General features: G+C 65.1%; 16 protein-coding genes and 1 pseudogene. 16 read left to right on the top strand and 1 reads right to left on the bottom strand.

The window, feature by feature from the left end; translation table 11 throughout:
* Nucleotides 1–6: 6 nt before the first annotated feature.
* From cobM to C4N23_RS14425, 16 genes and pseudogenes are all read left to right on the top strand, one after another.
* Complete coding sequence (gene cobM, locus C4N23_RS01185; protein ID WP_112143479.1) at nucleotides 7–765, top strand: precorrin-4 C(11)-methyltransferase; 759 nt, start codon at nucleotides 7–9, stop codon at nucleotides 763–765.
* Complete coding sequence (locus C4N23_RS01190; RefSeq protein WP_112143481.1) at nucleotides 762–1,760, top strand: cobalt-precorrin 5A hydrolase; 999 nt, start codon at nucleotides 762–764, stop codon at nucleotides 1,758–1,760. The genes cobM and C4N23_RS01190 overlap by 4 nt, the downstream gene beginning before the upstream one ends.
* Complete coding sequence (cobJ, locus tag C4N23_RS01195) at nucleotides 1,753–2,487, top strand: precorrin-3B C(17)-methyltransferase (RefSeq protein ID WP_112143483.1); 735 nt, start codon at nucleotides 1,753–1,755, stop codon at nucleotides 2,485–2,487. The genes C4N23_RS01190 and cobJ overlap by 8 nt, the downstream gene beginning before the upstream one ends.
* Entirely contained in the window at nucleotides 2,484–3,230 is a 747-nt protein-coding gene (gene cobK / locus C4N23_RS01200) for a precorrin-6A reductase (RefSeq protein WP_112143485.1), read from the top strand. Before cobJ ends, cobK begins: the two co-directional genes overlap by 4 nt.
* Nucleotides 3,218–4,420, top strand: a complete 1,203-nt coding sequence (cbiE, locus tag C4N23_RS01205; RefSeq protein WP_112143487.1) for a precorrin-6y C5,15-methyltransferase (decarboxylating) subunit CbiE — start codon at nucleotides 3,218–3,220, stop codon at nucleotides 4,418–4,420. The genes cobK and cbiE overlap by 13 nt, the downstream gene beginning before the upstream one ends.
* Nucleotides 4,417–5,775: a cobyrinic acid a,c-diamide synthase CobB gene (locus C4N23_RS01210; protein WP_112143489.1), complete on the top strand. Its 1,359-nt coding sequence runs from the start codon at nucleotides 4,417–4,419 to the stop codon at nucleotides 5,773–5,775. Before cbiE ends, C4N23_RS01210 begins: the two co-directional genes overlap by 4 nt.
* Nucleotides 5,772–6,836 carry a nicotinate-nucleotide--dimethylbenzimidazole phosphoribosyltransferase gene (cobT, locus tag C4N23_RS01215; protein WP_112143491.1) on the top strand — a complete coding sequence of 355 codons (1,065 nt, stop codon included), beginning with the start codon at nucleotides 5,772–5,774 and terminating at the stop codon, nucleotides 6,834–6,836. Before C4N23_RS01210 ends, cobT begins: the two co-directional genes overlap by 4 nt.
* Nucleotides 6,830–7,351, top strand: coding sequence for a bifunctional adenosylcobinamide kinase/adenosylcobinamide-phosphate guanylyltransferase (locus tag C4N23_RS01220; RefSeq protein WP_112143493.1), 522 nt, complete (start codon nucleotides 6,830–6,832; stop codon nucleotides 7,349–7,351). The genes cobT and C4N23_RS01220 overlap by 7 nt, the downstream gene beginning before the upstream one ends.
* Nucleotides 7,348–8,100, top strand: coding sequence for an adenosylcobinamide-GDP ribazoletransferase (locus C4N23_RS01225; protein WP_112143495.1), 753 nt, complete (start codon nucleotides 7,348–7,350; stop codon nucleotides 8,098–8,100). The genes C4N23_RS01220 and C4N23_RS01225 overlap by 4 nt, the downstream gene beginning before the upstream one ends.
* A complete protein-coding gene (locus C4N23_RS01230; protein WP_055188509.1) occupies nucleotides 8,097–8,414 on the top strand; it encodes a bifunctional adenosylcobinamide kinase/adenosylcobinamide-phosphate guanylyltransferase in 318 nt (105 codons plus the stop codon). Before C4N23_RS01225 ends, C4N23_RS01230 begins: the two co-directional genes overlap by 4 nt.
* Nucleotides 8,408–9,007: a histidine phosphatase family protein gene (locus C4N23_RS01235; protein ID WP_112143497.1), complete on the top strand. Its 600-nt coding sequence runs from the start codon at nucleotides 8,408–8,410 to the stop codon at nucleotides 9,005–9,007. Before C4N23_RS01230 ends, C4N23_RS01235 begins: the two co-directional genes overlap by 7 nt.
* Entirely contained in the window at nucleotides 9,004–9,954 is a 951-nt protein-coding gene (gene cbiB, locus C4N23_RS01240; protein ID WP_112143499.1) for an adenosylcobinamide-phosphate synthase CbiB, read from the top strand. The genes C4N23_RS01235 and cbiB overlap by 4 nt, the downstream gene beginning before the upstream one ends.
* Before the next feature lie 44 nt (nucleotides 9,955–9,998).
* The gene (locus C4N23_RS01245; protein ID WP_112143501.1) at nucleotides 9,999–11,048 is read left to right on the top strand and encodes a pyridoxal phosphate-dependent aminotransferase; all 1,050 of its coding nucleotides are present in this window, start codon (nucleotides 9,999–10,001) and stop codon (nucleotides 11,046–11,048) included.
* Nucleotides 11,045–12,541: a cobyric acid synthase gene (locus C4N23_RS01250; RefSeq protein WP_112143503.1), complete on the top strand. Its 1,497-nt coding sequence runs from the start codon at nucleotides 11,045–11,047 to the stop codon at nucleotides 12,539–12,541. The genes C4N23_RS01245 and C4N23_RS01250 overlap by 4 nt, the downstream gene beginning before the upstream one ends.
* A complete protein-coding gene (locus tag C4N23_RS01255) occupies nucleotides 12,538–13,209 on the top strand; it encodes a precorrin-8X methylmutase (RefSeq protein WP_112143505.1) in 672 nt (223 codons plus the stop codon). The genes C4N23_RS01250 and C4N23_RS01255 overlap by 4 nt, the downstream gene beginning before the upstream one ends.
* A gap of 298 nt (nucleotides 13,210–13,507) precedes the next feature.
* Nucleotides 13,508–14,038: pseudogene (locus tag C4N23_RS14425) on the top strand (hypothetical protein); the annotation flags it as partial.
* A gap of 138 nt (nucleotides 14,039–14,176) precedes the next feature.
* On the opposite strand, the gene C4N23_RS13930 reads toward C4N23_RS14425, so the two are convergent.
* On the bottom strand, nucleotides 14,177–14,455 hold the full coding sequence (locus C4N23_RS13930; RefSeq protein WP_181567052.1) for a hypothetical protein: 279 nt from the start codon (nucleotides 14,453–14,455) through the stop codon (nucleotides 14,177–14,179).
* Between the last annotated feature and the right edge of the window lie 4 nt (nucleotides 14,456–14,459).

The raw sequence follows: 14,459 nt of genomic DNA on the forward strand, positions 1-14,459 counted from the left end.
CGCATTATGGTACATTTTGTCGGAGCCGGACCCGGTGCGCCGGACCTTATCACCCAGCGCGGAGCCGCCCTTCTGCAAGGAGCAGACTGCATCATTTATGCAGGGAGCCTTGTGAACCCCGCCCTGCTGGGGCTGGCAAAGCCCGGCTGCGTCCTTTACAACAGCGCCGAGATGACGCTGGAACAGGTGCTCGACGTCATGCGGCAGACGGAAGCGGCGGGCAAGACCACCGTGCGGCTCCACACCGGCGACCCCTGTCTTTACGGTGCCATCCGGGAGCAGATGGACGCCCTTGACGCTGCCGGAATTTCCTACGATGATACCCCCGGCGTTTCCAGCTTCTGCGGGGCGGCGGCGGCCCTGAACGCCGAGTACACCCTGCCCACCGTCAGCCAGACCGTCATCATCACCCGGATGGAGGGCCGCACCCCCGTACCGGAAAAGGAAAAGCTGGCAAGCCTTGCTTCCCACGGGGCGACCATGGTGATCTTCCTCTCCATCGGCCTCATTGACAAGGTGCAGGAAGCGCTGCTGCAGGGCGCTTACACCTCCGCCACCCCTGCCGCCGTGGTCTATAAGGCAAGCTGGCCGGAGCAGAAAATCGTGCGCTGCACCGTCGGAACACTGGCCGAGAGCACCCGCCGGAACGGCATCACCAAAACCGCCCTCATCGTGGTGGGGGATTTTCTCGGCACCCGGTACGAGCGCAGCAAGCTCTACGACCCCGCCTTTACCACCGCGTTCCGCAAAGGAGCCGACCGGTGACCCCCGCCTACGCCGCCTTCACCGAAAGGGGACTGCGGCTGGCCGAAAAACTGGCCGCTTCCCTGCCCGGCAGCGTGACCCGCTGCGGCCATGGCGGGCCGACCTTAGCCCAGTGGACAGCGGCGGAGTTTGTCCGCTCGGATGCCTTGGTATTTGTGGGAGCCATCGGCATTGCGGTGCGGGCCATTGCGCCCCATTGCCAAAGCAAAGCCAGCGACCCCGCCGTGGTCGTGCTGGACGAATACGGACGCTTCGCGGTGCCAATCTTGTCCGGCCATTTGGGCGGGGCCAACGATCTGGCACGCCAGCTTTCTGCGCTCTGTGGGGCGGTGCCGGTCATCACCACGGCGACGGATGCCAACGGGATTTTCGCTGTGGACGAGTGGGCGAAGCATCAAAATTGTCAGGTGTTGGAACCGGCGCGGATCAAGGCCGTCAGTGGGAAACTGCTGGCCGGACAGACCGCTTCCGTCTGGTCGGAATTTCCCCTTCCCGGCGCGGCTCCTGCGGGGGTAATTCCGACCCAAACGCAGGACGCAGCAGACTTCGCCCTGACCCTTTTCCCTGCCGGGAATGCGCTGCACCTTGTCCCCCGCATCGGCGTGCTGGGCGTCGGCTGCAAGCGCGGCACCACCATCGAACAGTTGGAAGCAGCTTTTGCCGCGTTCTGCGAAATCCACGGCCTTGCCCCTGCCTGCATCTGCGCCGCCGCCAGCATCGACCTGAAACAAAACGAAGCCGGGCTGCTGGCGTTCTGCCAAGCGCACCGGTGGAAGGTTTCCTTTTATTCCGCCGCGCAGCTCCAAGCCGCGCCCGGCACCTTTACGCCCTCGCACTTTGTTCAAAGCGTTACCGGCGTGGACAATGTGTGCGAGCGGGCGGCTGTGCTGGCGGCGGGCGGACCCCTCCGCATCCCGAAACAGGCGGGCGGCGGCGTGACCTTTGCGCTGGCGCTCCGCCCCTATGCCCCAGATTGGAGGTGGCAGCATGAATAATACCGTGTTCGTGGTCGGCCTTGGCCCCGGCGACCCGCAGTTTCTGACCGCACAGGCGCAGAGTGCCTTGCAAAAAGCCGAGGTGCTGTGCGGCTATACGGTCTATCTGGATCTCGTGCGCCCCTATTACCCGGAAAAGGAATATTACGCCACCGGCATGACCAAGGAGCTGGACCGCTGCCGCTGGGCGCTGGAAACGGCGCAAAGCGGCAAGACCGTCGCCCTCATCTGCTCCGGCGATGCAGGCGTTTACGGGATGTCCAGCCCTCTGCTGGAACTGGCCGAGCGGTTTCCCGATGTCGCCGTGGAAGTGGTGCCGGGCCTGACCGCCGCCCTCAGCGGCGGGGCCGTTCTGGGGGCACCGCTGGCCCATGATTTCTGCGTGCTTTCCCTCTCCGACCGGCTCACCCCGTGGGCGGTCATCCAGCGGCGGCTGGCAGCGGCAGCCATGGGCGATTTCTGCATCGCGCTGTACAACCCCTCCTCCAAGGGGCGGCCGGACTACCTTGAAAAAGCGGTCCGCATCCTGCTGGAACACGGCAAACCGCCCCAGACCGTCTGCGGCTTGGTGCGGAACATCGGGCGGGAGGGCCAGACCCACCGCGTCCTGACGCTGGCCCAGATGGAACATACCCCGGTGGATATGTTCACCACCGTCTTCATCGGCAACGCGGAGACAAAACAGCTCAGCGGCCGGATGGTTACACCGAGGGGGTATCGCGGATGAAAACAGTCGTCTTCAGCGGCACCACCGAGGGCCGCATTTTTTCCAAAGAGCTGGCCGCGCTGGGGGCGGACGTCCTTGTCAGCGTGGCGACCCCGCTGGGGGCCGAGGAGCAGGGCAGTTTGTCCGGCATCACAGTGCACTGCGGGCGGCTGACACCGGAGGAAATGGCCGACCTTTTGAAAGGGGCCGACCTCTGCGTGGACGCCACCCATCCCTACGCAGTGGATGCCACCAAAAACATTGCGGCGGCGTGCAAAACGGCGCAGATCGAATACCACCGGCTGCTGCGGGCCGAAAGCCCCCTCCCAGCAGGAAGCATGGTGTTCCAGTCGGCCATGCACGCGGCGGAGTTTCTCGCCGGAACACAGGGCAATGTCCTGCTGGCCACCGGGGCCAAGGAGCTTGCCGCCTTTTCCCGCATCGACCCGGCGCGGCTGTTCCCCCGCGTTCTGCCCACGCTGGACAGCATCGCCGCCTGTGAAGCCGCTCACATTCCCCACAAAAACATCCTTGCGATGCAGGGGCCCTTCTCCTACGCGCTGAACCGGGCACTGATGGAGCAGTTCCACATCCGTTTCCTCGTCACAAAGGACGGCGGCGCAGCGGGCGGCTTTGCCGAAAAGGCACAGGCCGCGCAGGACATGGGCGCACAGCTCGTGGTGCTCCGCCGCCCGGCCGAAAACGGAGAAACTGCCGCACAAATTCTGGCACGCTGCAAGGAGGCTTTGGGATGGTCACACTGATCGGGATGGGTTCCGGCACACCGGAACTGCTCACGGCGCAGGGGCTTGTTGCCCTGCAGAGCGCCGACCTCATCATCGGGGCAAAACGGCTGCTGGAGCATCTGCCCACCGGCTGCACCGAGAACCGGAAAGCCCTCTATAAACCGGAGGATATTTTGTCCTGCCTTTCCGAGTTTCCGGCAGCAAATGCGGCCCTTCTTTACAGCGGCGACACCGGGTTTTATTCCGGTGCTTCCAAGCTGCTGCCCATGCTGCGGGCCTTCGGCATTTCGGCGCGGGTGCTGCCCGGTATTTCCAGCGTGCAGCTTCTCTCTGCGGCCATTGGCCGCCCGTGGAAGGATTGGAAGCTCGTCTCGGCCCACGGCTGTGCCTGTGACCCGGCAGCCGAGTGCCTGACCGCCGAAGGCCGCCCGGTGTTCTTCTTGACCGGCGGCACCGAAACGCCCGCCACCCTCTGCGCCAAACTGGCCGATGCGGGCCTTGGGGACGCCCATGCGATCATAGGTGAAAACCTCGGTACACCGCAGGAACATCTGGCATTCGGCACGGCGCAGGCCCTTGCCGCAAACGCCTGTGCCCCTCTGAGCGTTCTGCTCATCGAGCACACCGTTCTCCCTGCCCGGCGGGCCCCCGGCTTCCCGGATGATGCCTTCATCCGGGGAGAGGTCCCCATGACGAAGCAGGAAGTCCGCGCCGCCGCACTGGCGAAGCTGGCTGTCCGGCCTACAGATACCCTTTGGGATGTCGGGGCCGGGACCGGAAGCGTCAGCGTCGAACTGGCGCTGGCCGCACCGCGCGGGCATGTCTACGCGGTGGAATGTGCCCCCGACGCCTGTGCCCTCATCCGCCAGAACCGGGAGAAATTCCACGCCTATAATTTGTCCCTGATCGAGGGGACCGCCCCGCAGGTTCTGGCCGACCTGCCCGCACCGGACGCCGTCTTCATCGGCGGCACCAAAGGCAGCATGGCCGAGGTGGTAAACGCCGCCCTTGCCAAGAACCCGAACGCCCGCCTGTGCATCTCCGCCATTGCGCTGGAGACCCTGAGTGCGGCCATTGCGGCGCTGGCGGCTCATGGACAAACCGCCGAAGTAACCCAGCTTGCCGTCAGCCGCACCAGACCGGCGGGCAAGCTCCATCTCCTGATGGCCAACAACCCCATTTTTCTGATCACGGGGGAACGAAAATGATCCAGTTCGTCCTTGCAGCCCCCGCTTCCGGCAGCGGAAAGACCACCCTGACCTGTGCCCTGCTGGCGGCGCTGAAGAAGCGTGGGTTTTGGCCCTGCGCCTTCAAATCCGGGCCCGACTACATCGACCCGATGTTCCACCGCTCCGCTCTCCGGGTGGACAGCCACAACCTCGACCTGTTCTTCTCTGCGCCAGACACGGTGCGGGCCCTGTACGCCCACTATGCCGCCGGGCATGGGGCCGCCCTCTGCGAGGGAGCCATGGGCTTTTATGACGGGCTCAACTGTACCACCGCCGCAAGCGCGTGGGCGCTGGCGGATACCCTTGGCCTCCCCGTTCTGCTGGTGGTCCAGCCCAAAGGGGCCAGTGTGACGCTGGCGGCTCAGATCAACGGGCTGAAAAATTTCCGGACGCCGAGTCATCTGGCGGGCATCCTCCTCAACGACTGCTCCCCCCGTCTGCACCAACTGCTTGCCCCCCTGCTGGAGCGGGAGACTGGGCTGCCCGTGCTGGGCTATCTGCCCCATTTGCCCGACGCCGTTGTGGAGAGCCGCCATCTGGGGCTGAAAACGGCGGAGGAAGTTTCCGGTCTACAGGAAAAGATCGAGCGTCTCGCCGAAGCAGTTTCCGCCACGCTGGACTGGGAGCGGCTCCTCGCTTTGACGAGCCTTCCCGCCCCCGTTTCGCCCCTGCCCGATTTTCTGACCCCTGCCTCGCCGACGGTGCGCATCGCGGTGGCAAAGGACGAAGCGTTCTGCTTCACCTATGCCGAGACGCTGGACGCGCTGCGGGCGGCGGGCGCTGAGCTTGTCTTTTTCAGCCCCCTGCACGATACCGCCCTGCCGGAGAGCATCGGCGGGGTTTACCTGCCGGGCGGCTACCCGGAACTGCACGCCAAGGCGCTGCGTGAGAACGAACCGCTGCGCTGCGTCCTCTGCGCCGCCATCCAGCGCGGTCTTCCCACCGTGGCCGAATGCGGCGGCTTCCTCTATCTGGGGCAGTCGCTGGAAGATGCCGACGGCACCGCCTATCCCATGGCGGGCGTGCTGCCGGGGCAGGGCTTCCGGGTCGGCAAACTCGTGCGGTTCGGCTACGCCGCCCTGACCGCACAGGCGGACAGTATGCTGTTCCGCCGCGGCGAAGCACTCCCCGTCCACGAGTTCCACCACTGGGACACCACCGCGAACGGCGACGCCTTCACCGCTCGGAAAGCCGATGGCCGGAGCTGGCCCTGCGGCTTTGCAAATGAGCATTTCTATGCGGGCTTCCCGCATTTGTATTGGGCGGGCACTTCCCTGCCCCGGCGGTTCGTGACCGCCGCCCGATCTTATCTTCAAAAGGAGCCGAACCCATGACAGAACCGGAACTGAACCAGCTTCTTTCCACCATCACCCCGCCCGACGAAGCGGCCCGTGCCGCCGCCCACGCCCACTGGGCCAGCCTCGCAAAACCCTTGGGCGGCCTCGGTGCGCTGGAAACGCTGCTGGAAGAAGCCGCCGCGCTGACCGGCACGGCCCAGCTTGATCTTTCCCGCCGGGCCGTGCTGGTGCTCTGCGCCGACAACGGCGTGGTGGCGCAGGGCGTGAGCCAGACCGACCAGAGCGTGACCCGCGCCGTGGCCGAAAACCTTGCTGCCCGGCGGACCAGTGTCTGCCAGATGGCCAAAACGGCCCGGTGCGAGGTCGTGCCCGTGGACATGGGCATGGCCGGGGACTCGGTGCCCGGTGTGGTCAACTGCCGCATCGCCGCCGGGACGCAGGACTTCACCCAAGGCCCTGCCATGACCCGCGCCGAAGCGATCGACGCCATCGCGGCGGGCATCGCCCTCGTCCGTGCCCAGAAGGCGCAGGGCGTGCAACTGCTGGCCACCGGCGAGATGGGCATCGGCAACACCACCACCTCCAGCGCGGTGGCGGCGGTGCTGCTGGGCCAGCCCATCGAAACCATGACCGGCCGGGGCGCGGGCCTCTCCGATAAGGGGCTTGCCCGCAAAATGGACGCCATCCGCCGAGGCATCGCGGTCAACACGCCCGACGCCGCTGACCCCCTCGACGTCCTCGCGAAGCTTGGCGGGTTCGACCTTGCGGGCCTGTGCGGCGTTTTCCTCGGCGGGGCGCTGGAAGGGATCCCCGTCCTGATGGACGGCTTCATCAGCGGGGTCGCGGCGCTCTGTGCCGTGCGGCTCTGCCCCGCCGCTGCCAAGGCCGTTTTCGCCAGCCACTGTTCCTCCGAACCGGCGGCGCGGCTGGTGCTGGAGGCACTGGGCAAGGCCCCGCTCCTGACCGCTGGGCTCCACCTCGGCGAGGGCACCGGCGCGGTGGCTTCCATCCCGCTGTGGGATATGGCGCTAGCCGTTTATGACCACTGTTATTCCTTCGCGGAGGGCGGCATCACGCCGTATACTCCCCAATGCTGACGCTGGTGCTGGGCGGCGCGGCCAGCGGAAAAAGCGAATACGCCGAATCGCTGGTGCTGAAAACAGCTCTTCCCCGCTATTACCTCGCCACCATGCAGGTGTGGGACGCCGAGTGTGCCGCGCGGGTGGAAAAGCACCGCCAAATGCGGGCCAAAAAGCAGTTTGAGACCGTGGAGTGCCCGCTGCATCTTGACGCCGTCCGGCTCCCCGCGCGGGGCACCGCCCTGCTGGAAGACCTCGGCAACCTGACCGCCAACGAACTGTATGACCCCGCCGGTGCGGGCGAAGCCGCCGCTTCGGCCATTCTGGATGGGCTTTCCCAATTGGCCGCGCAATGCGAACACCTCATCGTCGTCTCGAACGAGGTGTTCAGCGGCGGGGCCGGCTATGCGGGCGACACCGACCGCTACCTGAAAGCGCTGGCGCAGGTCAACAATGGGCTGGCGGCCCGCGCCGACGCTGTGGTGCGGGTGGTGTGCGGCATCCCGGTCTCTTATAAAGGAGCGAAATCATGATCTTTTTCCAGACCATTGCGGTGGCTTTTGCGATGTTTTCCGCTGTACCGGTGCCGCAGTTCCAGTGGAACGAAAAGAATATGCGGTACGCGATGTGCGCCTTCCCCCTCATCGGGCTGGTCATCGGCGGGCTGTGGTCCCTGTGCGGGGCCTTGCCGCTCCCGGCGCTGGTGAAAGCGGGCGGGTTCTGTCTGCTCCCGGTCTGGGTCACGGGCGGCATCCATCTGGACGGCTACGCCGACACCTGCGACGCCCTTTCCAGCTACGGCGACCGGGAAAAGAAACTGGAAATCCTGAAGGACCCCCACTGCGGGGCCTTTGCCGTGATCCGACTGTGCAGTTATTTCCTCGCTTATTTTGCGCTGTGCACCGCCGTGCAGTTTACCCCGCGCACAGGGTTCCTCTGGACGCTGGCGCTGGTGCTGGAGCGGGCACTTTCCGGCCTTGCCGTGGCCGCCTTCCCCATGGCGAAGAACACCGGCCTCGCCCACACCTTTGCTTCAGCGGCGGACCGCAAGACTGTCCGCAGCGTTCTGTTCGGGCTGGCCTTCGCCCTCTGCGCCGCGCTGACGGTACTGGGCGGCTGGGGGCTGGCGCTGGCGGCGGTTCTTGTCTTTGTTCGTTATTACGTTGTTTCTAAAAAGCAGTTTGGCGGCATCACCGGCGATCTGGCCGGGTGGTTTTTGCAGAAAGCCGAGCTGTGGATGCTGGCGGCACTGTGTGCGTGCCAATGGGGAGGGCTGTTATGATCTTCATCACCGGGCCGCTGTACAGCGGCAAGCGCACCTTTGCAAACGCCCTGCCGGGCACCCGCATCGCCGAGGTGCAGAACCTTGCAAAGGATGCGGACGATCTGGAGAAACTCGCGGACAAACTCGCCGCCTATGATATCGTGATCGCCACCGAGGTGGGCGGCGGCGTGGTCCCCGTGGACGCCGGGGAGCGGGCCGCGCGGGAAGCTGCCGGGCGGCTGGCCTGTCTGCTGGCCAGCCGGGCCCAATGCGTCGTACAGATGTTCTGCGGCATCCCCACCATTCTGAAAGGAGAACTGCCCCCATGCTGATCTATCTGCTGCGCCACGGGCTGACCGCCTACAACGCTGAAAAGCGCTATCAGGGCCAGCGGGACATCCCGCTCTCGCCCGAAGGCCGGGCCCAGCTCTGCCGGGCCGACATCCAGCCGAAAACCGTCTACATCACGCCCCTCTGCCGCACCCGGCAGACCGCCGAAGTGCTCTTCCCGGAGGCCGACCTCGTGGAGGTGCGCGGCCTGCAGGAGATGTGCTTTGGCAGCTTCGAGGGCCGCAATTTCATCGAGATGGAGCACGACCCCGACTATCTGGCATGGGTGGACGCCAACTGCGAAAGTCCCTGCCCCGACGGCGAGACGAAGGCACTCTTCTCCGCGCGGGTCTGCCGGGCATTTTCCGCGCTGGTGGACAAGGCGCTGGCCGACGGCGAAGAGACGCTGGTCATCCTCGCCCACGGCGGCACCCAAATGGCGGCGATGGAGCGCTACGCCCTGCCCCACGAGGACTATTACCACTGGTGCGCCCCCAACGCGGGCGGCTATCTGCTGGACGCCCGCGACTGGGCCGCGCACCGCATCCTGCACCTTGTGAAAACGGTGCAGTACACAAAGGAGGCAGCCCGATGATCGGCGAAGCAGTTCTGGGGGGCTTTGTGCTGGACACCCTTTTCGGCGACCCCCCATGGCTCCCCCACCCCGTCGTACTGATGGGCAAAGCCATCTCGGCGCTGGAAAAGCGGCTGCGGGCCCGCTTGCCCCAAACGCCGCAGGGGGAGCTGCTGGGCGGGGCGGTGGTGGCTTTCACCCTGCCCGTGGGCACCTTTCTGCTCACCAGCCTCGTCTGCCTCGGCGCGGCAAAGCTCAGCCCATGGCTGGGGCTGGCGGTGCAGATGTTCTGGTGCGGACAGGCGCTGGCCGCGAAGGGTCTGGCGCAGGAGAGCACCAACGTCTACCGCGCGCTCATCAAGCCCGACCTGCCCGCCGCCCGCAAGGCGGTCAGCCGCATCGTGGGGCGGGACACCCAGAACCTGACGCTGGAAGGGGTGACCAAAGCCGCCGTGGAGACTGTGGCCGAGAACGCCAGCGACGGCGTCATTGCGCCGCTGCTGTATATGCTCCTTGGCGGTGCCCCGCTGGCACTGACCTACAAGGCCATCAACACGATGGACAGTATGCTGGGCTACAAAAACGAGAAGTACCTTTACTTTGGCCGCGCCGCCGCAAAACTCGACGATGCGGCAAACTATCTGCCCAGCCGGTTGGCCGGGCTGCTCTGGTGCGCCGCTGCGGCCCTGACCGGGAACAGCCCGAAGGGCGCATGGCGCATCTGGCGGCGGGACCGGCGCTGCCACGCCAGCCCCAACAGCGCCCAGACCGAGAGCGCCTGTGCCGGGGCGCTGGGCGTCCAGTTGGCCGGGCCCGCTTACTATTTCGGCGAGTATTACGCAAAACCCACCATCGGCGACCCGCTCCGGCCCATTGAGCCGGAGGACATCCGCCGCGCCAACCGGATGATGTACGCCGAAAGTGTGCTGGCGCTGGCAGTTGGGCTGGCGGTGCGGGCGATTTTGTGACAGGCCCGCCCTTTCAATCATGCGTTGCGGAAGGAGATGTTTCCATGCAATTCGTACATGGCGGCGACTGGGCGGGCTACCGCGCCGAGTTTGGCCGCGACCCGCTGGATTTTTCGGCCAATGTCAGCCCGCTGGGCTTGCCGGAGGGGGTGGCCAAGGCCATCACCGCAGCCCTTGCCACGGCGGACCGCTACCCCGACCCTTTTTGCCGCGCCCTGCGGGAAAAGCTGGCCGCACACGAGGGCGTTCCGGCGGAACAGCTCCTCTGCGGCAACGGCGCGGCAGACCTGATCTTCCGGCTGGTGTGGGCCAAGCGCCCCCGCAAGGCGCTGGTCACGGCCCCCACGTTTGCGGAATATGCCGCCGCACTTGAAACGGTCGGCTGCACGGTGGAGCGCTATTTTCTGCGGGAGGCCGACGACTTCGCGGTGACGGAGGCCTTCTGCGGCGCCATCGATGACAGCGTGGACATGGTGTTCCTCTGCCAGCCCAACAACCCCACCGGCCAGTTGACGCCCCCCGCCCTTGTGGCCCGCATCTTGGAGAAGTGCACCGCCTGCGGGGCGCTTCTTTTGCTGGACGAATGTTTCCTCGATTTTTTGCCCGACCACGCTTCGCTCACCGCAAAGCCCCTGCTGGGCAGCGGGAATCTGCTGATCTTAAAGGCCTTCACCAAGCTCTACGGCATGGCGGGCGTCCGGCTGGGGTACGCTTTGAGTGCAGACCCCGCCCTGCTGGACGCCATGGGTGCCGCCGGGCAGCCGTGGGGCGTTTCCAGCCTTGCCCAAGCGGCGGGGCTGGCCGCGCTGGACGAGACGGTCTATGTGGACCGGGTCCGCGCCCTCCTCGCCGAACAGCGCCCCCGGCTGACCGCCGGGCTGCGGGCGCTGGGGCTGCGGGTGCTGGAGGGCCGGGCAAACTATCTGCTTTTCCAAGGGCCGGAGACGCTGGGCGAGGCGCTGCGGCAAAAGGGCGTGGTTCTGCGCAGCTGCGCGAATTACCCCGGCCTTGACGCCAGCTGGTATCGCACCGCCGTGCGCACCGGGCCTGAAAACGAACGACTGCTGAAGACCCTTGCGGAGGTGATCCGATGAGCAAAGCAAGCTGCATCATGGTGCAGGGAACCATGAGCGGCGCGGGCAAAAGTCTGCTCTGCGCGGCGCTCTGCCGCATTTTTGCGCAGGACGGCTACCGCACCGCCCCCTTCAAAAGTCAGAACATGGCGCTGAACAGCTTTGTCACCCGCGACGGGCTGGAAATGGGCCGGGCGCAGGTGGTACAGGCCCAAGCGGCGGGCATCGAGCCCGACGTGCGGATGAACCCCATCCTGCTCAAGCCCAGCAGCGACGTGGGCAGTCAGGTCATCGTAAACGGCGAAGTGCGGGGCCAGATGCCCGCCGCCGCCTACTTCAAAATGAAGAAATCCCTCATCCCGGACATTCTCGCGGCCTACAACAGCCTTGCCGAAGCCGTGGACATCATCGTGATCGAAGGGGCCGGGAGCCCGGCGGAGATCAACCTGAAGGCCGACGACATCGTGAACATGGGGCTGGCGAAGCTGGTGGACGCGCCGGTGCTGCTGGCGGGCGACATCGACCGCGGCGGCGTCTTCGCCCAGCTCTACGGCACCGTGGAGCTGCTGGAACCCGACGAGCGTGCCCGCATCAAGGGCCTTATCATCAATAAATTTCGTGGGGACGTGGAGATCCTCCGCCCCGGCCTTGCCATGCTGGAGGAAAAGACCCATCTGCCCGTGCTGGGCGTGGTACCCTACCTGAAGGTGGACATCGAGGACGAGGACTCCCTCTCCGAGCGGCTGGAGACCGGCAAGACCGTCAAGCCCTTGGATATCGCCATCCTCCGCCTACCCCATATCTCGAACTTTACCGACTTCATGCCGCTGGAACAGCACCCGCTTCTGGGCGTGCGGTATGTACAAAACGCCCACACCCTCGGCACGCCGGACCTTGTGATCCTGCCCGGCACCAAGAACACCGTGGACGACCTGCTCTGGCTGCGGCAGTCCGGGCTGGAACCGGCGCTGCTCAAGCTGGCCGCGCGGGGCACCCCCGTGCTGGGCGTCTGCGGCGGCTATCAGATGCTGGGGCAGACCCTCGCCGACCCCGACGGCACCGAGAGCGGCCGCGCCCAGACCCTGCGCGGGCTGGGGCTGCTGCCCACCCGCACCACCTTCACCGCCCGGAAGCGGCGGGCGCAGGTCACGGCAGAAGCCACCGCCGCCCCCTTTGCCGGGGCCGCGCTGACGGGCTACGAGATCCACACCGGCCGCACCGAGGTGGAGGGCCTCCCCTTCTGCACACAGGAGGACGGCACCCCCGAAGGCTGTGTGCAGGATAGGGTCTTTGGCACCTATCTGCACGGCCTGTTCGACACCGGCGAGCTGACCGAAAAGCTGGTGGCCGCTTTGTGCGCGCGGAAGGGCATTGCCCCCGACACCGCCGCCCTGATGCCCATGGAGCAGTACCGCCAGCAGCAATTCGACCTTCTGGCCGAGGGGGTGCGCAAGGCGCTGGACATGGACGCCCTGTATGCCGCCATGGGCCTTGCCCGAAAGGAGCAGCTATGACCCCACAACATCATCTGCCCGCCGACATTGAGCGGACGAGCCTTTCCATCATCACCGCCGAGCTGGCCGAACTGGGCCTGACCCCGCCGCCGGAGACAGCCCCGGTGGTCAAGCGGGTCATCCACACCACGGCGGATTTTGATTACGCCAAGAACCTCCGCTTCACGCCGGGGGCTGTGGCGGCGGGGGTGGCCGCGCTCCGCGCCGGGACCCCCATCGTCACCGACACCAACATGGCGCTGGCGGGCATCACGAAGCCGGGCCTGAAAAAGCTGGGCAGCAGTGCGCTCTGTTACATGGCGGAGCCAGAGGTCGCCGCCGCGGCCAAAGCGGCTGGCACCACCCGCGCCGTGGCTTCCATGCACCGGGCGGTGGCGGAGCACCCCGGCGCCATCCTCGCCGTTGGCAACGCGCCCACGGCCCTTTTGACCATTGCCGAGCTGATCGAGGCCGGGCTGCGGCCCGCGCTGGTCATCGGGGTGCCGGTGGGCTTTGTGAACGTGGTGGAGAGCAAGGAGCGGCTCTTCGCCGTCTGCGAGACCTACGGCGTGCCCGCCATCGCAGCCATGGGCCGCAAGGGCGGCAGCAACGTGGCCGCCGCCATCTGCAACGCGCTGGTCTACTCCGCCGCCGAAATGCTGGACCCCACAGCACGGGGCTGGAAGTAAAAATTCTGGCGGTTTTTAGGTAATTTTTGCCAATTTTCCGCTTTTCACGCAGGAAACACCCCCTTTCACGCAGTTTTGCTTGCACCCCCCCCCGGAGAGTGGTATAATTTTCTTACAAGCACAAGCCCATGTTTTACCGGATTTGAAGTTTTGTAAGGAGGTACTACTTATGATCTCTTATCGCAAACTCGCCATGCGTGTTCTGGGGCACAGCCCGGTTTCTGCGGTCAAAACAGCCCGCCGCTCCACCGGAAAGCGCGCCGCCGCCCTCGCCCTCACCGCCGCCCTTGTGGTCGGGATGACGCTCCCCGCCTTTGCCCAAGACTGGTTCATCGAAAATGGTGACATCACGATTTCGGCTGGTGAAAACGGCAACAATGTCACACAGGGAAGTACGACAAAAGAGAATGACACGGACACAGTTATTAAAAGCGACAAACCTTCTACTGCGTCTGAGCATACGGTAACGATCGAAGCAGGTGAAGGCAAAACGGTAGATGTCACGCTGGAAAACGTCAATATCGACACCAGCGATACAGGCAAAGCCGCTGTAAGCGTTACCGGCAGCGGCAATACGAACATTGAGCTGAAAGGTAATAATACTCTGACGAGCGGCGGCTGGCACGCAGGTCTGGAACATAATAAGGAGACCGATTCTGAGGGCAACGAAACCAGCGGCACACTGACCATCACTGACACGGATAAGAATGGTTCGCTGGCTGCCACCGGTGGTAATTACGGAGGTGCTGGAATCGGCGGCGGAAATATCGAAGATGCCGGTGAGCTCGAAATCACCGGCGGTACCATTACTGCTACAGGCGGACTCGATGGTGCTGGTATCGGCGGTGGCGGTTCCGGCGGCGATGCCGATATTACGATTTCCGGCGGAACTATTACTGCCATTGGCGGTACTGACCCGTGGCAACAGCAGGGTGCGATTGGTGGTGCTGGTATCGGCAGTGGTGGTTCAGGTGGCAATTCCACTGTTACTATTACTGGCGACGCAGTTATCAAAGAAGCAATCGGCGGTGGCGGATGCGCTGGTATAGGCGGCGGTTATGCTGGTAAATGCGACGTAACCATTTCCGGTGATGCTGTCATTAACCATGCCGAAGGTGGTGTTCAATCCGCAGGTATTGGTGGTGGTGGTTGGGATACTATCGGCACTGTAACCATCAAAGATAATGCACAAATCAATCATTCTACCGGCAGTGACGGCGCTGCTGGTATCGGCAGCGGTGTTCACGGCG

Origin of the sequence: Faecalibacterium hattorii (assembly GCF_003287455.1) — a bacterium.
Taxonomy (GTDB): Bacteria; Bacillota; Clostridia; order Oscillospirales; family Ruminococcaceae; genus Faecalibacterium; species Faecalibacterium hattorii.